Annotated in this window: 19 protein-coding genes; 4 read left to right on the plus strand and 15 right to left on the minus strand. The window is 55.0% G+C overall.

Features of this window, described 5'->3' with window-relative positions:
- The first annotated feature begins 34 nt into the window (after positions 1 to 34).
- The 3 genes from rapZ to mgtE all read left to right on the plus strand — a co-directional run bounded on the left by rapZ (position 35) and on the right by mgtE (position 2,711).
- Positions 35 to 886 (plus strand): RNase adapter RapZ, encoded by an 852-nt coding sequence (gene rapZ / locus ACSF8X_RS00170; RefSeq protein WP_500850429.1) that lies wholly within the window; start codon positions 35 to 37, stop codon positions 884 to 886.
- Positions 883 to 1,158 carry an HPr family phosphocarrier protein gene (locus ACSF8X_RS00175; protein WP_047878554.1) on the plus strand — a complete coding sequence of 92 codons (276 nt, stop codon included), beginning with the start codon at positions 883 to 885 and terminating at the stop codon, positions 1,156 to 1,158. Before rapZ ends, ACSF8X_RS00175 begins: the two co-directional genes overlap by 4 nt.
- A gap of 191 nt (positions 1,159 to 1,349) precedes the next feature.
- A complete protein-coding gene (mgtE, locus tag ACSF8X_RS00180) occupies positions 1,350 to 2,711 on the plus strand; it encodes a magnesium transporter (RefSeq protein WP_047878553.1) in 1,362 nt (453 codons plus the stop codon).
- 77 nt (positions 2,712 to 2,788) lie between these two features.
- Here the strand turns inward: mgtE and pmbA are convergent, their stop codons facing one another.
- Complete coding sequence (gene pmbA / locus ACSF8X_RS00185; protein WP_047878552.1) at positions 2,789 to 4,132, minus strand: metalloprotease PmbA; 1,344 nt, start codon at positions 4,130 to 4,132, stop codon at positions 2,789 to 2,791.
- 160 nt (positions 4,133 to 4,292) lie between these two features.
- On the opposite strand from pmbA, the gene yjgA reads away from it, so the two are divergent.
- Positions 4,293 to 4,817 (plus strand): ribosome biogenesis factor YjgA, encoded by a 525-nt coding sequence (yjgA, locus tag ACSF8X_RS00190; protein ID WP_500850430.1) that lies wholly within the window; start codon positions 4,293 to 4,295, stop codon positions 4,815 to 4,817.
- Positions 4,818 to 4,886: 69 nt separating this feature from the next.
- Here the strand turns inward: yjgA and tldD are convergent, their stop codons facing one another.
- The 14 genes from tldD to ACSF8X_RS00260 form a co-directional block, all read right to left on the minus strand.
- The gene (gene tldD, locus ACSF8X_RS00195; protein ID WP_047878550.1) at positions 4,887 to 6,332 is read right to left on the minus strand and encodes a metalloprotease TldD; all 1,446 of its coding nucleotides are present in this window, start codon (positions 6,330 to 6,332) and stop codon (positions 4,887 to 4,889) included.
- Between the two features lie 39 nt (positions 6,333 to 6,371).
- Positions 6,372 to 7,196, minus strand: a complete 825-nt coding sequence (locus ACSF8X_RS00200) for a carbon-nitrogen hydrolase family protein (protein ID WP_500850431.1) — start codon at positions 7,194 to 7,196, stop codon at positions 6,372 to 6,374.
- 67 nt (positions 7,197 to 7,263) lie between these two features.
- Positions 7,264 to 11,157: a YhdP family protein gene (locus tag ACSF8X_RS00205; protein WP_500850432.1), complete on the minus strand. Its 3,894-nt coding sequence runs from the start codon at positions 11,155 to 11,157 to the stop codon at positions 7,264 to 7,266.
- A 13-nt stretch (positions 11,158 to 11,170) separates the two neighbouring features.
- Positions 11,171 to 12,640 carry a ribonuclease G gene (gene rng / locus ACSF8X_RS00210; RefSeq protein ID WP_047878547.1) on the minus strand — a complete coding sequence of 490 codons (1,470 nt, stop codon included), beginning with the start codon at positions 12,638 to 12,640 and terminating at the stop codon, positions 11,171 to 11,173.
- Positions 12,641 to 12,654: 14 nt separating this feature from the next.
- Positions 12,655 to 13,227, minus strand: a complete 573-nt coding sequence (locus ACSF8X_RS00215) for a Maf family protein (RefSeq protein ID WP_047878546.1) — start codon at positions 13,225 to 13,227, stop codon at positions 12,655 to 12,657.
- Between the two features lie 107 nt (positions 13,228 to 13,334).
- Positions 13,335 to 13,823: a rod shape-determining protein MreD gene (gene mreD, locus ACSF8X_RS00220; protein WP_047878545.1), complete on the minus strand. Its 489-nt coding sequence runs from the start codon at positions 13,821 to 13,823 to the stop codon at positions 13,335 to 13,337.
- Positions 13,810 to 14,673: a rod shape-determining protein MreC gene (gene mreC / locus ACSF8X_RS00225; RefSeq protein WP_047878544.1), complete on the minus strand. Its 864-nt coding sequence runs from the start codon at positions 14,671 to 14,673 to the stop codon at positions 13,810 to 13,812. Before mreC ends, mreD begins: the two co-directional genes overlap by 14 nt.
- Positions 14,674 to 14,713: 40 nt before the next feature.
- The gene (locus tag ACSF8X_RS00230) at positions 14,714 to 15,757 is read right to left on the minus strand and encodes a rod shape-determining protein (RefSeq protein WP_047878543.1); all 1,044 of its coding nucleotides are present in this window, start codon (positions 15,755 to 15,757) and stop codon (positions 14,714 to 14,716) included.
- Between the two features lie 115 nt (positions 15,758 to 15,872).
- Positions 15,873 to 19,502 (minus strand): DUF6701 domain-containing protein, encoded by a 3,630-nt coding sequence (locus ACSF8X_RS00235; RefSeq protein ID WP_500850433.1) that lies wholly within the window; start codon positions 19,500 to 19,502, stop codon positions 15,873 to 15,875.
- A complete protein-coding gene (locus tag ACSF8X_RS00240; protein WP_047878541.1) occupies positions 19,495 to 19,923 on the minus strand; it encodes a hypothetical protein in 429 nt (142 codons plus the stop codon). The genes ACSF8X_RS00235 and ACSF8X_RS00240 overlap by 8 nt, the downstream gene beginning before the upstream one ends.
- Complete coding sequence (locus ACSF8X_RS00245) at positions 19,913 to 20,671, minus strand: PulJ/GspJ family protein (RefSeq protein ID WP_500850434.1); 759 nt, start codon at positions 20,669 to 20,671, stop codon at positions 19,913 to 19,915. The genes ACSF8X_RS00240 and ACSF8X_RS00245 overlap by 11 nt, the downstream gene beginning before the upstream one ends.
- Positions 20,671 to 21,339, minus strand: a complete 669-nt coding sequence (locus tag ACSF8X_RS00250; protein ID WP_500850435.1) for a type IV pilus modification PilV family protein — start codon at positions 21,337 to 21,339, stop codon at positions 20,671 to 20,673. Before ACSF8X_RS00250 ends, ACSF8X_RS00245 begins: the two co-directional genes overlap by 1 nt.
- Entirely contained in the window at positions 21,329 to 21,814 is a 486-nt protein-coding gene (locus tag ACSF8X_RS00255; protein WP_053062425.1) for a prepilin-type N-terminal cleavage/methylation domain-containing protein, read from the minus strand. The genes ACSF8X_RS00250 and ACSF8X_RS00255 overlap by 11 nt, the downstream gene beginning before the upstream one ends.
- A 109-nt stretch (positions 21,815 to 21,923) precedes the next feature.
- The gene (locus tag ACSF8X_RS00260) at positions 21,924 to 22,436 is read right to left on the minus strand and encodes a type II secretion system protein (RefSeq protein ID WP_500850436.1); all 513 of its coding nucleotides are present in this window, start codon (positions 22,434 to 22,436) and stop codon (positions 21,924 to 21,926) included.
- Positions 22,437 to 22,449: the final 13 nt, after the last annotated feature.

Here is a 22,449-nt window from a genome sequence, read left to right on the forward strand (position 1 = left end):
CCCTCTTTCGCCCCAACCCTGAGGAATAACAGCCATGATGTTAATGGTCGTAAGCGGTCGTTCCGGCTCGGGAAAATCTATTGCCCTTCGCGTATTGGAAGATCTCGGTTATTACTGTGTCGACAACCTGCCTGTTAACCTTTTGCCGGAATTCGTCCGAACTCTGGCTGGCAGCCAACAAAATATCGCCGTCAGCATTGATGTGCGCAACCTGCCATCCCAACCCGATGAAATCCGACATATCCTCGAGTCTCTGGGCGATGATATCGATGTCAACGTGCTTTACCTTGATGCCGACGACAAGACACTGGTAAAACGCTATAGCGAAACCCGCCGCCTACACCCACTGTCACGCTTCGATCTCGGACTGGAACAGGCAATCCTGTCGGAAAATGCCGTACTGGCACCCATCAAGGAGCGGGCCGATCTGGTTATCGACACCACCCATAAGTCAATCCATGACCTGAGCGAGATGGTCCGATCCCGAGTTCTCGGACGCGATGCGCGTGAGTTGATCATGGTATTCGAGTCTTTTGGCTTCAAATACGGGCTGCCAACTGATGCCGATTATGTGTTTGATGTTCGCTTCCTGCCCAATCCCCATTGGGTACCGGAGCTAAAACCCCTGACAGGCCTCGATCAAGGTGTCAAAGACTACCTCAGCAGCCACCCCGAAGTCGGCCAGCTGACCAATCAGATCCGCAATTTCATCGAAACTTGGCTACCGATGCTGGAAAAAAACAACCGCAGTTACCTAACCGTAGCCATCGGCTGTACCGGCGGCCAGCACCGTTCTGTCTACGTTGCCCAGCAGCTTGCCGAATACTTCCGCTATGAAGGGCACCAAGTCCAGATTCGCCACCGAACATTGGAAAGTAAGCAATGAGTAGCCTGAGCCGCGATCTGTTTATCAAGAATCGCCTCGGCCTCCATGCCCGGGCGGCAATCAAACTGGTCGAGCTAGCCCAGAGCTTCGAGGCAACCATCACCATCAGCAACGGTATCAAAACCGCCACCGCCGATAGCGTGATGGGCCTGCTGATGCTCGAGTCAGCCCAAGGGCAGCGGGTGGTCGTATCAGCTGAAGGCCATGATGCCGCCACGGCACTGGCCGCAGTCAGCGAGCTTATCGAAGCGGGCTTTGACGAGGAAAACTAAGCCACTTAGCACATCGCTCGCCCCTCTTGGTGATGAATTGATCATTTCCTCTCATATCTGATGAGACAAGCCACCTCCTATTGCGTTAAAATTCAGCTTATTGCATCGTTATACCTCATAGTCATAGCTGGCATCGGGCAGAGGACTCCTCGCGGTATAACGTCTCAGAGTCATTTGGGGTACTGCTGGCCATGGCTGACATTATTGAACAAGACAACACGCACCAAACATTACAGGAAGTCAACCAGGCCCTAGAAAACGGGATGTTTGTCCATGTCCGCCGCATGCTGCAGGAAATGGAGCCGGAAGACATCGCCCACCTGCTTGAAGCCTGCCCCCCAAAAGAACGTCAGGTCCTGTGGCAACTGACCGATCCCGAAGAGCAGGGTGATATCCTCGACGAGCTTTCCGAAGACGTCAAAGACGGTATCGTTGCCCAGATGGCACCGGACAAGCTGGCCGCCGTTACCGAAGGGATGGAGTCGGATGACGTTGCCTACGTCCTGCGTAGCCTGCCCGACGACAAATACCAAGAAGTGCTGGCGCAAATGGATGCGACCGACCGTCACCGAGTCGAAAAAGCACTGGCCTATCCGGAAGATACCGCCGGCGGCATCATGAGCACCGACTTCATCACCATCCGTGGTGATGTCAGTGCCGACGTGGTTCTGCGCTACCTGCGCATGAAGGGCGAATTGCCGGAAGCGACCGATACCCTGTACGTGGTTGACCTCAACGAAATACTGATCGGCTACCTCAGCTTGGCCACCCTCATCACCACCCAGCCCGATGTCGAGATCCATGATGTGATGGAAGATGCCGACGATGCGATTCCGGTCGACATGGACGATGGTGAGGTCGCCAACCTGTTCGAGCGCCGCAACTGGCTGTCGGCACCGGTGGTTGATGCCAACAACCATCTCGTCGGCCGTATCACCATCGATGACGTGGTCGATATTATCCGTGAAGATGCCGAGCACTCGATGATGAGTATGGCGGGTATGGACGATGACGAGGACACCTTTGCCCCCGTCGTCAAATCCGCCAAGCGCCGCAGTATCTGGCTCGGGGTCAACGTCCTTGCCGCCTTGGCTGCCGCCTCCGTCTCCAATATGTTCGAGGAAACCCTCGCACAAATGGCCTCAATCGCTATTTTGATGACCATCGTACCGTCAATGGGCGGGGTGGCGGGCAACCAGACGGTCGCCCTGGTGATCCGCGGCCTAGCCGTCGGCCACATCGGTGACAGCAACACCCGCTGGCTGCTAAGCAAAGAAGCGCGTGTCGGCCTGATCAACGGGATCCTGTGGGCGATTATCATTGGCTCCGTCGTCGTCTTGTGGAAGGGGAACTTCCTGCTCGGGGCCATTATTGCCGGGGCCATGCTCACCAACCTGCTGGTCGCTGGTATCGCTGGGGTCTGCGTCCCGATCATGCTCAAGAAAATGGATATCGACCCGGCGCTGGCAGGGGGCATGGCTCTCACCACCATCACCGATATTGTCGGCCTGTCGGTTTTCCTCGGACTAGCGACCCTCTTTTTGGTCCAATAACTAGGCCGGATCGAACCATAAAAAAAGCGAGAGCACCGGCTCTCGCTTTTTTGTATTTTCAGCTACCTCGACAGGTATTACTCACCGGCAATCTTCATCCGGTCGAGCAAAATAGAGCCGGTCTGGATCTGGCTGCGCATTTCGGTGTCGCTGCCGATAGCAACCATATTGGCCATCATATCCTTAAGGTTGCCAGCAATGGTGATCTCGCTGACAGGATACTGGATCTCGCCGTTTTCCACCCAGAAACCCGCCGCACCACGAGAATAATCCCCCGTGACAATATTAACGCCCTGGCCCATTAGCTCTGTCACCAAAAGGCCACGATCCATCTTGCGCAGCATCTGCTCGAAGCTCTCGCCGGTCGAGCTGACCAGCCAGTTGTGGATCCCGCCGGCATGGCCGGTCGGCTGGCTGCCCAGTTTACGCGCCGCATAGCTGGTCATCAGGTATGTCTGCAAAGTGCCGTCCTGAATAATCTCGCGATCATGGGTTGCCAGACCCTCACTGTCAAACGGCGTACTGGCCATCCCGCGCAGAACATGTGGACGCTCGCTGATATTCACCCAGTCAGGGAAAATTTGCTTACCTAGGTGATCAAGCAGGAAAGAGGACTTACGGTAAAGGTTGGAACCGCTGATCCCCATCACCAAATGGCCGAACAGGCCTGTTGCAATATCGGCGGCAAACATCACCGGCGCTTCGCGGGTTGATAGCTTACGAGGGTCGATTCGGCCAACGGTGCGCTCGGCGGCATGCAAGCCCACCGCTTCCGGTGTCCATAAGTCCTGAGCTCGACGGGCGCTGGTATAGCTGTAGTCGCGCTCCATCTCGCCGTTCTTGCCCTCGGCAATCACGCAGCAGCTGGTGCTGTGGCGGCTCGAGGCATAACTGGCTAGCATCCCGTGGCTGTTGCCGTATACCCGGATCCCGTAATGGCTGTCATAGCTTGCCCCGTCGCTCTGCTTGATCCGTGGATCGTAGTCCAGCGCGGCCTGCTCAGCACGAGCGGCGATCTCACCGGCATGATCCGGTTCCGGCTCGTCAGGGTGGAACAGATCAAGATCAGGAATATCCCTCGCCATCAACTCTGCCGGGCCAGGGCCGGCAAATGGGTCTTCCGAGGTATAACGGGCAATATCCAACGCTGCCGCCACAGTTTGGGCGATCGCCTCTTCACTGAGGTCCGATGTTGATGCGCTGCCTTTGCGCTGGCCACGATATACAGTGATCCCCAACGCGCCGTCGCTGTTGAACTCGACATTTTCGATTTCACACATCCGCGTCGATACACTGATCCCGGTGGTTTTGTTAATGGCCACTTCTGCGGCATCAGCCTGCATACCAGCCAGCTCAAGCGCCCGGGCTACTGCAGCTTCCAGCTGAACACGCTGCTGGGCGACCTGTTCTTTCACGTCCATCATCTAATTATCTCACCACGGACTTGCCAGCATCACAGATGTGCCACAAGCCTCTGAAAAAGGTATTACTATTAGGATAACACTGGCAGGGTGTTTTTTGCGCCCCAAAAGATGATTAAACTGGTAAAATACCCCAAAATGCAAAAGCGATGAGCCCATTATGAGCCGTAAAAACCAAAAAGCCCCTTGGGAAGAAGAAGAAGAAATCATCTGGGTAAGTAAATCCGAGATGAAGCGCGATATGGAAGCCCTACAAAAAATGGGCGAAGAGCTGGTTGAACTAAAACCAGGTGCGCTGGCAAAAATCCCGCTGGACGAAGAGCTGCTAGAAGCGGTGAAAGACGCTCAGCGCTTCAAAAACGAAGCCCGTCGCCGTCAGCTGCAGCGTATCGGCAAACTGATGCGTCAGGTTGAGATTGAGCCAATCCAGACAGCACTGGACAAACTTAACAACAAGCACTCACAAACCACTGCCCAACTGCGCAAGCTAGAGCAGAAGCGCGACAAGCTGATCGAAAACGGTGACAGCATGATCAATGCCATTATGGTTGATCACCCTGACGCTGACCGTCAGCACCTGCGCCAGCTGGTTCGTCAGGCCAAGAAAGAAAAAGAGCAGAGCAAGCCAGCCAAGGCTTACCGCGAAATCTTCCAGTACCTCAAAGAGCTGTACATCGAAGACTAAGCGTTCTGTTCGCCGTCAAAAAAAATGCCAGCATCTTCGCTGGCATTTTTTATCACTGTCGATCGGCGCTTACTGAGTACCGCCAACCGTCATCGACTCAATTTTCAGGGTCGGCTGACCGACACCGACAGGCACGCTCTGCCCTGCCTTGCCACAGACACCGACGCCGCGGTCGATATCGAGATCGTTACCGACCATCGACACCTGCTGCATTGCCTCGATACCGCTACCGATCAGGGTCGTACCCTTGATTGGCCGAGTAATCTTACCGTCTTCAATCAGGTATGCCTCAGACGCAGAGAAAACGAACTTGCCCGAAGTAATGTCCACTTGGCCACCACCAAAGTTCGGCGCGTAAACACCACGCTTCACGCTGGCAATAATCTCTTCAGGGCTGTGCTCGCCCGGCAACATGTAAGTGTTGGTCATACGCGGCATCGGCAAATGCGCATACGACTCTCGGCGACCATTGCCCGTCGGTGCTACGCCCATCAAGCGGGCATTGAGCTTATCTTGCATGTAGCCCTTAAGCTTACCCTTCTCGACCAGCACATTGTATTGGCCCGGCGTGCCCTCGTCATCGATATTGATCGAACCACGGCGATCAACCAAGGTACCGTCATCGACAATCGTACATAGGCTGGATGTCACCTGCTCACCCATCTGCCCCGAGAACATTGACGAGCCCTTGCGGTTGAAATCCCCCTCAAGACCATGACCCACAGCCTCGTGCAGCAATACGCCCGGCCAACCCGCGCCAAGAACAACGGGCATCGTACCCGCAGGTGCCTCGTCGGCATCAATATTGACCAATGCCTGACGGATAGCCTCATCGGCATAAGTCAGGGCCACGCTCTTGCCGCCGGTTTCAGTGAGGAAGTACTCGTAACCAAAACGGCCACCGCCACCCGCGCTACCGTGCTCACGCTTATCACCCTTCTCAATCAAAACACTGATCGATAGTCGAACCAACGGACGGATATCCGCAGCATACGTCCCATCGAGAGCGGCGACCAATACTTGCTCATACACACCGTTGAGGCTAACCGACACCTCGGTCGCCAATGGCTCCTTGGTCCGGATATAACGGTCGATCTCTTCTAGCAAAGCGATCTTCTGGTGCTTGTCGAAACCGTTCAGCGGATTGACCGCGGCATAGTATTCTGTCGGTACGACCGGAGTGAATGCTTTGACCTTGCCGTCGCCACCACTACGGGTGATCCCGCGCGCCGCCTTGGCACTTTGGGTCAGAGCCAGTTGGTTGATCTGATCGGAATAGGCAAAACCGGTCTTCTCGCCAGACACCGCCCGCACCCCAACACCGCGATCGATATTGAATGATCCATCCTTGATGATGCTGTCTTCTAGAACCAGCGACTCATGCCAGCAAGACTGGAAATAAATATCAGCGTAGTCGACCTCGCGGGCCGCCACTACGCCCAGTGTACGACTCAGCTCTTCACGTCCCAGCCCTGACTGGGCCAGCATTGTCTTTTCTACAGTTTCCAGTGTCATTTTTCTGCTCTTGTCATTCGGCCAAGCGGCCACTGCCACTTAGCGGTCACGTCGGCGAACAGCAAAGCGTGCATGTTCCGCCAACGGCATGTTTGTTCTGATCGCTTGGCTAAAACCAAGATCAATCTCGGCCAGCACCCCCCCGGTACCCTGGGACTGGGTGGCGACAACCTGTCCCCAGGGATCGACAACCATCGAATGCCCCCAGGTCTCGCGGGATTCATTGTGCTCCCCCCACTGCGCCGCCGCGAGGACCCAGCACTGAGTCTCGACAGCACGAGCACGGAGCAGCAGCTCCCAGTGTGCCTTGCCCGTCACCTTGGTAAAGGCCGCAGGCACCACAATAATATCAGCCCCCTGCTCGCGCAATTCACTGTATAGCAACGGGAATCGGATATCATAACAAATAGACAGCCCAATGTTGCCAAATGGCGTTGGGACGACTTTCACCGATTGTCCCGGCTCGAAGGTGTCAGATTCACGATAGGTACGGTGCATATCGGCGACGGCCACATCAAACATGTGCAGCTTGTCATAATGCGCAACCCGCTCTCCGTTATCGTCAAACAGCAAAGCGGTCGTGGTCAGGGCTCCGGAAGGCTGGCGGATCGGCATAGACCCTATCAACAACCAGATCCCAAGCTGACGGGCCATCTTCGCGACGGCCAACTGCAGCGGCCCATCCCCCAAGGGTTCGGCGTGACGGGAGTAATCTTCCTTGGTGCCAAACACCAAGCAATTTTCCGGCGTCACGACCAATTTGGCCCCTTGAAGCTGCAATCCTTTGAGCTTTCTTTCCAACTGCTTGAGATTGCGTTCGGGCTCATTGCCCGAATTCATCTGTACCAAGCCCACAACTGTCATGGCTGCCTCCTTTTGCCTCGGTAAATCCAATACCGACTATCATAATCACTGCCACCAGCAACGGTGGTTATTCCTTGCCTGTTTCCTTGCTTTTCATGGAATCAGGCACCTTGAACTCACCGGTAAAGCGAGACTGCTCGGTAACAGATGGCGATTCTATCGGTCCCTTGACGATATAATTCACCTGAGTAAAGACATCGAGTACCGGCGACAGCGCCGTGGAAATGGCAAACACATAAATCGCCGTCTGTGGCGCAACCGCAAAGGCTGTCAGCACTGGGATCCCCGAAGTGAAATCTGGGATAAATTTCACTTTGGCATCAACAGTTTCATCTACAAGATTAGCACTTCCACGGATAAACATATCACCGGCCAATGCCTGCATCTTGATATCATCAGTATAGAACTGGCCGTTCTCAATCCGACCGCTGCCTCGAATGTAGTCAAAAGCCAAGCCGTCATCGAAAATCCCTGAAAAATCGAGCTTCATCTTGCGAACAATCGAATCAATACTGAATAATCCCAGCAACCGTCCGGCGCCACCAATATCACTGATCACACCTTTGCCGGTCTCAGACTTCAGCTCGCCACTTAAGGTCTCACGATGAACCGACCATGGGGTCCCCTGCCACTGAATCGACGCATAGGAACTGAATTCAGCCCCCTGAATCCCACCGTTAATCCCAAACCGCCCCATCAAGTCCGAGCTATTGTCACCCTCGATATCGAATGCAATCTGAGTTTCGCTGCGATCACCTCGCAAACTCCAGTGCCCATCTAAATTAAGCACCGTCGAACCTGAATCAACCGTAAAGTTCTGCAACTCGAGCATATCAACACCCCGGCGCAATTTACCCGATACAGATCCCAGCTTGTACCCTTGCAGCCATGCATCATGTACCTGAACATCAAGCTCCGGCATATTGGCCATCATCGAGCGGTCAAACTCCGTCGGTGGGGTAATATCACGCTGTGGCTGATATTTGGAGCTATCTTGCTGCTCCAGCGCCGGCAGGTTAAGGTGCAGGCTGGCGATATTGATATTCCACGGGCGTCCCTTGGTACCTGACGCCCGGCCTTTGAGCTCACGGCCGTCAACGGCAATATCCCAGCGGCCGTGCTGCTGACTGATATTCAAAGCCACCCTGTTCCAATCCAGCCCGGCGAGCACCAACTGCCTGACCGAAGCCTTCACCCGGGTCGGCAGCGGCAGTTCAGGAAACGCACTGTGGGTACCGCTGGAAATACCGGTATCAACTTTATCGTGGATCTCACCAGCCAGCGCTATCCAGCGGTCGCCATCGAGCCGCTCGCTGTCGATATCCACCCCGTGGACGCCCCCTCTAGTTGGCAGCAACGTCGACTTGCCAACAGCCAACTCACTGCCTTCGATGACAATACGCTCACCTTGAAGATTGAAAATCCCCTGATAGGCCGCATCCTTGGTGATCAGCTTGCCCGTCAACTGCTGCTTATTCCCCGTAACAGCCAGCGACAGACGCTGGGGTGTTCCTGCGACATGGCTGAGCGGATATGGCAACTGGCTCGCAATCTGGGTGAGATCGGCATCGGCTGCGACCTGATAATCAAAACCGGTATCATGCAGATCCACACCGACTTTACCCTGCCAGCGGCTCAGCCCCCGGACATGCGCCAACAGGGGATCGTCTAGCTGGGCCTGGAGCTTCTCTGCCTGCCAGTTACCGCCAAAATCCACATCCACCCGGTAGCCGTCCGCGACGCTCCGCCCGGAAAATCCAAGCTCAATCGGTTGTTCCAGCATGGACGCCTTAAGTCCATCGGCTTTCACTACATCGTTGTCAAACACAATCTTGCCGCTCACGTTGTCGAGCGGGATCGGCGGCGCATCAAGAACGACGGCATTACCACTAAGAGTGGCATCCCCCCACGCCCTGACATCACTGCCATCAAACGGGATATCCAGCTTGAACCGCGAGCTGACAGGGCCACTGACTTGCACGGTCGTCAAGGCAGCCCCAACCGAGTCCACCAACGGGGTGGCGAGCATGTAATCACGTACCTGCTCACCGTCCGCCGCCACATCCACCGTCAATTGAAGGTGGCCATTCTCGCCCAGCTCGGCCCCGCCTGTGACTCGCGAAGCCGTTGCCCCCATGGTCTTGGCATGGCTGGCATCAAGGTACATCCAGTCATTTTCAAACAGCAGATCCAAGCTAAGATCCGTCAAGTCAGGCCAGGCCGTATCGAAACTGAACTTACCGCCGCGCAGCGGTACATCCGCCTGGAAAATACCGTCATGGTTCTGGTAGGGATAATCCTCGAGCTCGCCGTACCACAGCAGCTTGGCATGTTCTGCCTTACCGCCTTGTATCGCCGCAGACAGATAATCCGTCAACTCCTGACCCAATGCAGGGGCAGGCAGGTAACGCCATGTTTCCCCTACTTTGTAAGCACTGGCTTCGCCGTAAAAAGAGAGCCAAGCAGGCGCATCCGCCGGGAAATCGATCCGGAACTGGCCATCGACCTTGAGATCCGGGGTGGCAACAGCAAGGTGGTCGCTCCACAGCCGCCAGCCCTGCTTGTCCAGCTGCCAGTAGGCCGTGATATCGCCCTGCTTGATCTTGAGAGGAGCCTGAAACACTTCGCTGTAAGGCAGGGTGTCATCAGCCATACTCAATACCGCACGGCCTCCTTTCAGATCCCCGGCCACCTCGGCATTGAGCTTACCCATGCCCGGAACCAGATCCCAGTTATTGATCCCCACCTGATCAAGGCGGAATGAAAAACGAGGATCCTGCACGCCGTTACCAGACAGGCGAATATCCTTCACCAACCCACGCGGCTGTAATTGGCCAAGCATGGCCACCGTCTCTTTCCCGTCAGGAATAAACTCAGCAAACGGCCGCAACCTGGCCAGCGACAACTGGCTGATCGCCGCCTGCCACTGCCCTTCATGCCAACTCGCCGCCAACTCAAAGGCCGGCCACGCCTTGCCATCCGTGCTCAGGGCCAGCTGGTTGGTGTCAACCCGCCATCCAGAGGTACCATTGGCCAGCGCTGCAGGCTTCAAGCCCACCCGCCCCTTGGTGATTTTGAAGGTATGGGACTGCTTGCCTGACTGCCAGCGCAAGTAGCTGTCATCAAGCTGTAACAGGCTCCCGGAGGGCTTGCCGTCGGCCATCTCAAGCCACAGCTCGGCATTGATATTGCTGCCAGTGACATTGGTCTGGGTCAGCACCTTTTTGTTGAGCCACGGCGTTAAAGAGAGATTGCGGGCACGAAGATATATCTGCCCGGAGAGCTCACTGAGATGCTGCTTGGCCGATAGGTTGGCCATCACGGTCATCTGGCTGAAATGGGTATCGGCCACGCTGATGACACCCTCTGCCCGGTGCCGGTTATTCAGGGTCACCCACTTGAGCGACTCAATCGCGATGGTGATCCGCTCATCAGCCGGTGACATCAGGGTAATTTCGCTATTACGGAGGGAGAACTGTCCGAGCTGGACAAAGAGCAGCTCCTCAAGGCGGCGGATCGTCGCCAGCTGAGTCGTCTCGGCAGGTTCATCGGCAGTATTGGTATTGCCATCGCCAAACCCGCTCAAACGCGTCAAATCCAAACTGAGGCGATCAATACGCAGATCGGTAAATACCGGGCTCAGGCTTAGCAGCGAGCCCAGCATATCCAACCGCATCGACACATCACCGATGGCCACCAGCGATTGGGGCGCGTCCGGCAAATTGACACTCACCCCTTTCAGGGTCAGTGATGGTTCTAAATTACGCCACTGGCCCTCGACATGATCGACCGCCAACGACATACCTGCCTGCGCTGACGCCCATTGCCTGATCGGCTCGCGGTAATCATTGAGTTGGGGCAGCAAAAAACGCAAGGCGCTGATTGCAATTGCGGCCAGTACCAACAATGTTAGTACCAGCCACATCACGCTTCTGGCCAGACGCACGGGGAGTGTTGTCACGCCATCGCCTCGCTTACATCATCACAACGTCGAACTGTTCCTGAATATACAGCGGCTCGCCCTTGATCTTAACCTGTTTGCCGATAAAGACTTCCAACTCGGCAAGCGCATGGTACTCATCCCCGGCCAGTGCCTCGGCAACAGCAGGCGATACGTACACCACGAAACGGTCAGCATCGTAAGCCCTGTTGACCCGGGTGATCTCACGCAGGATCTCATAGCAGACACTTTCCACCGTCTTCACCGTTCCGCGCCCCTCGCAAGTCGGACAGGTATCACACAATACATGCTCGATACTTTCACGGGTTCGCTTACGGGTCATTTCCACCAAGCCCAACTGGGTAAAGCCGTTGATATTGGTTTTCACTCGGTCATAAGAGAGTGCTTGCTCCAGCGCAATCAATACCCTGCGCTGATGCTCGTCGAGTGCCATATCGATAAAGTCGATAATGATAATACCGCCGAGATTGCGCAGCCGTAGCTGGCGGGCAATCGCCTTGGTGGCCTCGATATTGGTATTGAAGATCGTCTCTTCGAGGTTGCGGCGGCCGACAAATGCCCCGGTGTTGATGTCCACCGTGGTCATCGCCTCTGTCTGATCGATAATCAGGTAGCCACCAGACTTGAGCTCCACCTTGCGATCCAGCGAACGCTGGATTTCGTTCTCGGTGTCATAGAGATCAAAGATAGGTTGCTCGCCGGCATAGTACTCCAGCTTATCGCTCAGCTCAGGAACGAATTCATCGGTAAACTCCTTGAGTTTTTCAAAACCCAATCGAGAATCAACCAGAATACTATCTAGCTCTGTACCGACAAAATCTCGCAGGATCCGCTGGGCCAGGCCCAACTCGCCATACAGCATGGATTTTGGCTTGTACTTGGCACGGCGCTCAAGCACCTTACGCCAAAGATGCTTCAAAAACGCGGCATCTTGAGCGATTTCCTCGTCCGTAGCCCCTTCGGCAGCGGTACGGATAATAAAGCCACCCAAATCGTCGCAATATTCTGAAACAACCCGCTTAAGGCGATCTCGCTCGCCTTCGCTCTCAATGCGCTGGGAAACACCAACATGGCTCGCCCCCGGCATAAATACCAGGTAACGAGACGGCAAAGTCACATCCGTGGTCAGGCGCGCGCCCTTGGTACCCAACGGATCCTTGACGACCTGTACAACAAGATCCTGCCCCTGACGAACAAGCTCGGAAATATCGCGGACCTGAAACTGCTTCTTCTCGTTTTCGGCCACACACTCGGTATGTGGGACGATATCGGAAGCGTGCAGGAATGCCGCTTTGTCCAAGCCGATATCCACGAAAGCAGCCTGCATCCCCGGCAAAACCCGGCTGACCCGGCCTTTGTAGATATTACCGACAATACCGCGCTTGGATTCACGCTCAATATGAATTTCCTGCAAGCTCCCCGCTTCGATCATCGCGACGCGGGTCTCGCTCGGAGTGACGTTTATCAGCAGCTCTGTGCTCATGGTTGCCTCTGAATTTACAAACTTAAAAACTCTTGAACCATGATGTCGGTTTCCACTAACGGTAACCCCACCACAGCATAATAACTGCCATCAATGCGCTCGACGAACTTGCCGCCAATTCCCTGAATGCCGTAACTACCCGCCTTGTCCTGAGGTTCACCGCTAGCCCAATAGGCTTCTATTTCTTGTTCTGATAGCGTTTTGAACCAGACATCGGTGATAACAAGCCGAGTGGACTGCGCCGAGCTGCTTGCCAGCGTCACCGCCGTCATGACCTGATGCTGACGCCCGGAAAGCAGAGTAAGCATCCGCTTGGCATCGTTGAAATCACGCGGCTTTTCTAGGATCGTCCCATCCACTACCACTATGGTATCCGCCCCCAGTACCGGGGCCGCGCCCGCCACGGCGGCAACGCCAGCATTGGCCTTGTCACGGGACAGGCGCTGGACGTAATCCGACGGGGATTCCCCGACTTGATGCTGCTCTTCGACATCAACAACCACACGTTCAAAGTGGTAACCAAGCTGGGTTAGGAGTTCTTTGCGTCGCGGGGAGCCTGAGGCTAAATACAATTGCGGAGTCGACATAGTAACATTCATTCGGTTTGGTCTGGGAAATCAATACGATCCATTCGTTGTGCCTTGATGGGCATGGTTACACACTAGCACCGAACAGATCGTATTGGGAATATATATTAACGAATTGAGAGCTTGCGGCGCATCCGGCGCAGCAGGAGGAACAACCACGGCCACAGCAGGAAGTTCAATACCACGGCCCACAGCCTTTCGGGATCGAACGTGATCACCGACACCAGATACTCAGCCCAGAACTCCACCAGCTTGCCACCGAGGGTCAGCAAACCGATCAGCATCGCCTGTTGCCACAGTGACAAATTACGCAAGACCTGGAAATTGAGGGCCACGATATAGCACAGGACCGACATCATCAGCCCGCGCACCCCGAGGGTCGAGCCCAGCATCAGGTCCCAGAGCAAACCGAGCACCAGTGCGGTACCGACATTGACTCGGTGCGGCAGGGCCAGCACCCAGTAAAAAGCCACCAATATCACCCAAGAAGGACGAAACGGCTCAAGCTCACCAGGCCACGGTGCGGCCTGCAAAATCAAAGCCACGAGGAATGAGAGCCAAATCCACACGCGACCGTTCGCTTTACTGTGCGTCACTGTTCATTTCTCCTGCACTCAAGGTCTCGCGCGCGGTCGGCCACACCAACAGCAGATAACGTAATCGGTCAAACTGCACTGTCGGGCGGGCCTTGATCTGGGCAAATGGGCGTTTGTTGTCGAACGAAAACTCAGTGACATGGGCTACCGGATAACCTTCCGGATAGCGCCCGCCGAGACCAGAGCTCACCAGCAGATCACCGACCTGAATATCGGTACTGCTCGGCACATGCTCAAGCTGGATCTGGTCAACCAAACCACTGCCAGAGGCAATCACCCGGATATCGTTTCGAACAACCTGCACCGGAATCGCATGGGTCGGGTCAATCAGCAGCAGCACCCGGCTGTTGTGGGCACCGACATAGGACACCTGACCGACAATCCCTTTTTCGTTGATCACCGGTTGGCCTTCGTAAACACCGTCAACCCGGCCCTTGTCGATCATCACCTGATGGCTGTACGGATCCGAGTCCACCGCCATCACCTCGGCAATCAGTTTCTTTTCGTCACGGACAAACGGCGAGCCCAGCAACTCACGGAGCCGCTGGTTTTCCTGTTTCAACTGTTCAAGCAATAGCACGTCGCTTTGCTGCACCAGCAAATCACGCTGTAGCAGTTTGTTTTCGGCAAGCAGGCGCTGGTGAGTGCTGAATTGGCCGGAAACACCGTCAAGCATATCGCGCGGCAGGTTAGCGGCGTACTGCAAGGGGGCTATGGCAGAGTTGAGCAGGTAACGAACATTCGCAAAGGCGTCAAGACGACTGTCGGCTAGCATAAGGCCAACCGACAGCAAAATAGCAAGAAACAGGCGCAGTTGCAGGGAGGGGCCCCTGCCAAAGATAGGTTTCATGTAACACTATAACCTGTTTGTAGAAATGCCCGGGCGGGCATTATTCATCGCTAAACAGATCGCCACCGTGCATGTCGATCATTTCCAGAGCCTTGCCGCCGCCACGGGCAACACAAGTCAGCGGCTCTTCGGCCACAACCACTGGAATACCGGTTTCTTCGGTCAACAAGCGATCCAGATCACGCAACAGCGCACCACCGCCAGTCAGAACCATACCGCGCTCTGAAATATCAGACGCCAGCTCAGGCGGGCACTGCTCAAGGGCAACCATCACGGCAGAAACAATACCGGTCAGTGGCTCTTGCAATGCTTCCAGAATTTCGTTGGAGTTCAGCGTGAAGCTACGAGGCACACCTTCAGCAAGGTTACGGCCGCGGACTTCGATCTCACGGACTTCGTCACCCGGGTAAGCCGAACCGATTTCGTGCTTGATGCGCTCAGCGGTCGCCTCGCCGATCAGGCTGCCGTAGTTACGGCGTACATAGTTGATGATCGCCTCGTCGAAACGGTCACCGCCGATGCGTACTGACGACGAGTAAACAACACCGTTTAGTGAGATCACAGCAACTTCGGTCGTACCACCACCGATATCGATCACCATAGAACCCGTTGCTTCCGATACCGGCATGCCAGCACCGATTGCAGCCGCCATTGGCTCATCGATCAAATACACTTCACGCGCACCAGCACCCTGGGCAGATTCGCGGATTGCACGACGCTCGACCTGGGTCGAACCACAAGGTACCGCAACTAAAACTCGTGGGCTTGGGCGCAGCAGGCTATTGTCGTGAACCTGCTTGATAAAATGCTGTAGCATTTTTTCTGTCACGTAGAAGTCGGCAATCACACCGTCTTTCATCGGACGAATCGCAGCAATATTACCCGGAGTACGACCCAGCATTTGCTTTGCCGCATGGCCTACTGCGGCCACACTTTTGGTTGCGCCGGCACGATCCTGACGGATCGCGACAACAGAGGGTTCATCAAGAACGATGCCCTGTCCCTTGACGTAAATGAGGGTATTGGCGGTACCCAGGTCAATTGACAGGTCATTAGAAAACATGCCACGAAGTTTTTTAAACATAGTCTTCGGCTAATCCTGCAAGCTCAGAAATTCGTTAAATTGCGCTAAATGTATCAGGGGGGGCGGATCGAGACAAGGCAAGGATTGTCAAACCTGCCACAGATCGGCATTTTATTTAGTTAAGCAGCCCATTAATGCCCTTTTCCCCCCGATATATGATGCGGTCATTCCCTCGGTATGCCCCAAAAGTAACCACTGCTGATGGATTTTCATCCCCCAACCCACGCCAGTTAAACAGTAACCAGGGCTGAGACTGCTCCCCAGCATAACCTTTTTCACACGCTATGTCCGGATCATTGCTGACGGCCTTTTTCGGGTTAGCGTCAACTAACTTCTGCCAAAAACGCGCCTGCTCGCGGTAACCTCTTGTTGGATCAGGAATCGCCGTCAAATCACCCGCCATGGCAGCCCCTTTCTCAACCTGTCCTTTACCCTCGATTTTCGATTGGCTCTTTATCGCCACCGACTGAGCGAGGAGCTGGCGGCAGCTGTACTGGCCATCGAACCGGGAAACGTCATCATCTTTGTTGGTCACAAATTCAGTACCATTCCAGTACTCTACCCGCAGCGGGATCGTCAGATCGCTATCGGCACGTCCAGCAACATCATCCAGCACCATCCGGCCATAACGGGTGGCAAAACGGGCGAACTGCTCGGCACTGCGAGGCTCGCCGCAATCCTGCCCGGCACCGCAAGCGACCACTTCCATATTCGGCTGCGCCAATACCGGACAACCAACCTGCTGGCACTCGCTTGCCGACATCTCCTGCGGCAATACCCCCATCGCAACCTCATACGGACCATCAGGTGCAGTAGACCTCCCGCCGGCCAGTACCGCCGGGGAGGCCAGCAAGCGGCCAAACAGCAGCAGGCTATCAGGAACAATCACGCTATCCCGCTGCCACATCTGGCCCCAATTCTTTGGCCAACCGCCAAAATCGATACGGTCAGTCAGCCGGTTCGGCAACAGATAATCGACTCCGGTATCAACCGCTTCCACCTCGACACCCACTTGATTTTTATCGGCAAAATAACCGTAGTTGACCGTTGGCTGCTTCTGGGCATTCTGGGCCTGCACCCTCAGCATCCCGCGGAACGGCTGATCCATGTAGACAAAGCTCTGATCCTGCGGATAAGCAGTACCACTTTGTGCTTCGACTACTTTGAAATACTTGGGATAAAAACGGCCAACCGGACGATAGCCCATGTTCATATCCATCCCTAAATAATCAGCTTGGGTATCAGCCTGCAGCAACACGCTCCCGACCTCGCTCCAGCGTGCCGAAAACGGGGTGTCTTCGAGGGATTGGTTCGTTAAAGACTGGTTTTCGACAAACAGCTGGCCAGCACTTGCTCCGGCTACCCTCGGCGAGTGGGGCTGGATACCCTCTCCTGCAGGAATTGACAACTCGACGCTCGTGCCCGGCGAGCCGGAAGCCATGAAATTAGCCGTTATCGGCCGCCCGCACATCTGCGAGCTGTCAACCGTCCCTCTAGCATTGCCCTGCGCGTCGATATCCGACTTGCCAGCATCTACCGGCAACCAAATCACTGGCTTGGCTTTGGTTTCAAATTGCTCGCCAGCGGCAACAAAGGCATTTCCCTTAACAGATGTCCCCGTGGCACTCTGGATCGGCTTGGCTTCTCCGCCTGCGTTGCACAGGGCAAAGGTATAGGGCCGTGACCAAACGGCCTGGCTGCCTTCAAGGCGCTGCCAGTTACCGAGATCACGCATGCTGGCTCGGCGTGATCGCGGAAGGATCTCGCAACCATCCAGCGTACACTTGGGATCAAACAGGGTCAGCATGGTCTTGCCTGCATCAAGGTAGCGCAGCTGCGCCTTGGCCCTGCCTTGATTGAAATCCAGTTTAATCGCCTCGGTTTTCCAGTCATCGCTCTTTGGCGCTGCCAGCTCGACAGAATCCCGACCCGTCGAGGGGGCATCATAACGGGTCGCCAATGTCAGTGTCCGCTCACCTTGGTAGCCAACAGCCACCTCGTTGCTCTGCGGCGAAGAGCAAGCCATTGCCTTGATCTCGATATCCACCGGACGCCCTGCAACAACGGGCAAATGCTCATCCGCAATCACAAACTTGAACGGCACGAAATTGTATAGGCCGCTATCGCTCTTGTCCTTGTCATCGGCGAGGGTTGCCGTCACCGACACCTTGCCAATCTTGTCGCTCTTGAGCCATAACGCCAGATGGCCATTGTCATCAACGGCCAGTGAGTGGGCCTGGCTGGCATCAAGCCGGCTTCCCGTCCCGCCACTTTCCTGTTTATACCAATAGGCCTTGCCCGGCGTACTCAGCGATGTAGCGATATCAACCTCGCCCTTGTAGCCCTTTGCCGGCAAGCCTTCTTTGTCCGTCACCTGAAACTCAACCTTCTGCCGATCGCAGGTCAGCGAGAAATCCTGCTCCGGGGTTACATCGATAAAATAATCCTTGGCCGGAGGCGGTGAGAAACAGTCACTCTTTCCATAAATAACGGTACTTGGCAGAGTCGAACTACTGTTCATAACCAAAAAAGACGTCGTCACGGCACCGGTAATAGAGGTCACCTGACACGTATCCGTATTCATCCCGATACAATGGCCACCGTCTATCTCGACTCTATCTTCGGCATACAGCAGGCCAACAAGAGAACTTCCCTTAGTCAGGCTCACATAGCCCCAATTGGCCCCTTTCCCCTTATAGTCATACACCCGTAGTGAGTCGGGAACCCCGTCAGCAGGGGATAGCGAGGAGAAATCGCTTAATGACATATCCTTGGTGTAAATCACGACATCCCCATGGGTCACTATTTTACTGCGCTTTGAAACCATTACCGTTTCAAACCAATAGGTCCCGGTATAGAGGTGCAGCGTTGAGCCGTCAGAGACACTCAAAGACTTGATTTTATGCCCCTCACCGTTTTGCAATGTTTCCGTCTTTGCGTGCCCCAAAGCAAACTGAGCGTATTCTTTGGCCTTCGGGAAATGAGGTGCATAATAATTTGGTGATGACGTTGACTGAAAAGTGCCTAAGTCCAGCTTTTTTGCCCATCTGTTGGGCTGCTGTGAAGAAGGGAAGCGGCACGATTTGAAATCACAGGCTTCCAGCCCCCGACCCGGCATATTGTGCCCGGTCTCCAACGGGAACCAGAGATAATGATCCTCCCCTTCAACATAGGTCCCTGTGATCAGCGCTTTGTGGCCAAGATAAGCCTGCGTATGGTTGCCTTGCCATGTCTGAGCTGGGCCAGTAAAAGCCTCGCAATAATTGCGGATCGGTGGTTCCGGGGGCTGCGGCGCCTGACACTGGAAGCCCGTCACGGCATTGCCCAACGCCTTGATCCCAATTCGGGTACTATGAAGCGATGAGAGATCGGCCCAACGCTGCTGGAGAAGCTTCCAATTTCCCTGCTCCCAGATGTAATACTCCAACATACCGGCCTTCTGGCTGGCATTGCCGGAATGGATATATTTAAGCCAGACTTTATAGTTCCTGCCACGCTGAATATGATCATCGGCAATCACGGCATGCAGCTTGGTATTGAGCTCGTCACTCCACAACGGCAGCTCACGTTTGCCACTGCTTTGCTGGGCCATCACGGTTTCGTACAACCGTGCCTGATCGATCATGAACGTCACATCAAACGATGCCTTGCTGCTGGCAAAGCAGCTATTGATTGCGGCCAAAGCCTGAAACGGAGCCATACCTGCAATGGTCAAGCATAGCGCGAGAAATAAGGGTCTAATCATGCGATTCAACATCCTTGGCCCACAACTCCTGAGTGCGGGAAACGGCAAACTTGCCGGTTCCGCAGCGGGCGGTGGTTTCCAGTTTGAATTTGTAGCTCGGTGACGGACTATCGCCATAAGGGATCTTGGTACAAGTCAGTACTAACGACTGGCACTGAAAGCGTGCGGCTGGTAGCTGACCGGTATACTGACGGCAAGCGTCAGCATCAGCCAAGCGACTACCCAGCGGGAACAACTTACTCATCATATATTCGTTGCCCGAATGGGCGGCATACCAAGCCCGGCTGGCAAGGATCTCACGGGTCGTGGTGTCCTGCCCCGACCAATCGATTCGGATCAATGCCGCTGCCATCACTGCCATCACGGTGATCACAAAGATCGCCACCATCAACACGCTGCCACGTTGCCTGCTATAAAACATTCATCACCTGTACCGTATGCTGATAGGAGTAACGCTCCCGGCTCTGAGGATCGCTCAGTACCATCTTGATATGTGCCATCCCATTGCTGTTCATACCCGCCCCGCTCGCGGTAAATGCCACCGATTCGACATCCTGTGCGATTAGCGTATCAGTGGACGGCTGCGCATTGTCACCAACCAAGCGGTAGAGGCTATGGGTGGCAGACTCAAAACAGTAACTGACCTTGTCACGGTAGGTATAAAAACGCTTCCCCGGCGAACGAGACTGCAGAGGCACGGCAAGCTGCACATTCAATACTTCCGGTTCGCGGGTTTTGGCAACACCCAATACACGGTCCCGTTTGGCGTCATACTGACTCGCAGACCCCAACCCGACTGCCGCCCAACTGTCCCCATCGATCGCCAGCCAGTCAGCCTCGCTGCCCAGCACCGGCGTCACCGCCAAGCTCTGCTGGGATGGTTCATACAGGTAAAAACCCGACAAACGAACGGGATAGAACGTCAGGCACTGGCCACTCTGGCGGGTCGCCAAACTATTTGGCGCGGCATGGCGGATCTCGCGGCTCATTTTCTCCAGGGCGAAGCGAGCTACCAGCTGATGCTGATCCCGGCTCACCGTCTGAACATAGCCCTCAACCCCGAGCTGAAGATATGCACCAATACCGAGCCCAATAACCCCGAGGACAACAAGGGCAATCACCATTTCAAACAGGGTAAACCCGCGCTGCCGCCGCAATAAACGCGCCATCAGTAATTACTCCGGAAGGCGGAAAAATCATATGTGCCATGACGTCCGGTATCGACCTGCAAGGTGATTCGCTTGTGCTGATGAGGATAATCAGGGCTTGGTGTATTCATACTGGCGTCATAGCCGACTGCGACATCGACGGTCATATTGAGGTAGCTATCTGTCGACTCGCCGTCACTGTGCAGCAGGCTCTCAATCGGCCCCCGCCACGGCTGCTGCGAATAACGGGTAGCGCATAAGGCACGCTCCCCCCAGCAGCCCTCGAAGTCATCAACATCGTTGGCCGCCGCCACATTGAGCCGGGAACTGGCGCTTTCGCCATCACGATACGTCTCACCACTATCAGGGCCGAATTTAGCTTCATCCGTACATTTTGCGGCACCAAATGCCGTCTCGTCACAGCGTACCGTATTGTCGGTGGGCAGCCCGCTGTTCTCATCGAACTGACGGGACAATATCGTATTGTAAAAGGCATTGGCGATGGCGGCAGCGCGCGCCTGATAATAGGGCCTGGCCGATTGCTCAGCCTGAGGGAACAAAAAGCTGCTCAACGTCACCATGGCAATACTAAGGAGCACCATCGCCACAATCCCTTCGATAAGCGTAAAGCCGGACTGACGGCGCATAGAGGGCAGGCAAGGAGATGGTAAGCTGGTGTTATTCGGCATAGACGTAGCCTTCTTTGTTCATCGCCATCACCGCCTGCTCACCCGAGCGGTTGCCGCCAAACACAAAACGGCACCCTCGCAGGCAGAGCCTCTGGGGAGTGTTGCCGGCATCAAGATAGTAAGGCTGCCCCATCAGGTTGAACATCATGCTATTCACCCCGTCAGGCAAGCCAGTAACAGAGAGTGCCAAATTGTCGCTGGCGCCGGTCAGGGGATGGACGAACCCAGCACAGCTAACTGGCGATCCGAAATAATCAGCAGAGACAACCAATTGGCGGCAGTCCTGCCCCAACTCGCTATTCATGCTGGCAACTTGGATTTGGCGGGTCATGGCAATCGCCTGATCACGATTGAGGTAGGGATCATAGCTACTGCGTCCGATAAGCCGCGTAGCCGCGACAACAGAGATAATGCCGATAAGGACTATCACCACAATCAGCTCAACTAGGGTAAAACCGCGAGGCGTACGGGCCATAACTCATCCCGAAGAAAAAAGACGATAAGAATTATTTCCTCAAACACTCGACATTCTCCACCAAGCACTTGAGGAAATAGAGCCCCGCAGGGCTCTATCAAACCAGGAATTAACAGCCTGACTTTTCGACAGTAACCGTTGGCTCACCCGCTTTTTCTTGAGCTTGAACGTATTCAACGTAGCATTTTGAAGCCTTGATACCCGCTACATCATCCGTTGCCAGTTTCAGGGCACTCAACGTGTAGTAGGCAGCAGTGTTTGCCGTATCATAGTCAGCACGCCATTCACCCTGATGCTCAGCAGTCGCGCCCTCTTTCGCCTTGTACAGGTCCAGTTTCAATGCCGCAGTCATACCATTAGCAGTTGCTGTCGGGTAACCGTAAATCGTGTTGATGTCATCAACTATCACGGCTGTCGAAGACTGATCCTTGCCCTCAACAGCCGCCTTGCCGAACACGATACCGGTCGCACCGTTCATGGCGCCTTTAAGGCCTTCCAGCGTCGACCCGCGGGCATCGCCTTGCAAGTTCAAAAAACGCGGCGCAGCTGTCACAGCCAAGATACCGAGGATCACAATCACCACAACCAATTCAATCAGCGTAAAGCCGCCTTGACGTTTCATACTTCTCTCCTAA

This window comes from Photobacterium panuliri, from assembly GCF_059920555.1.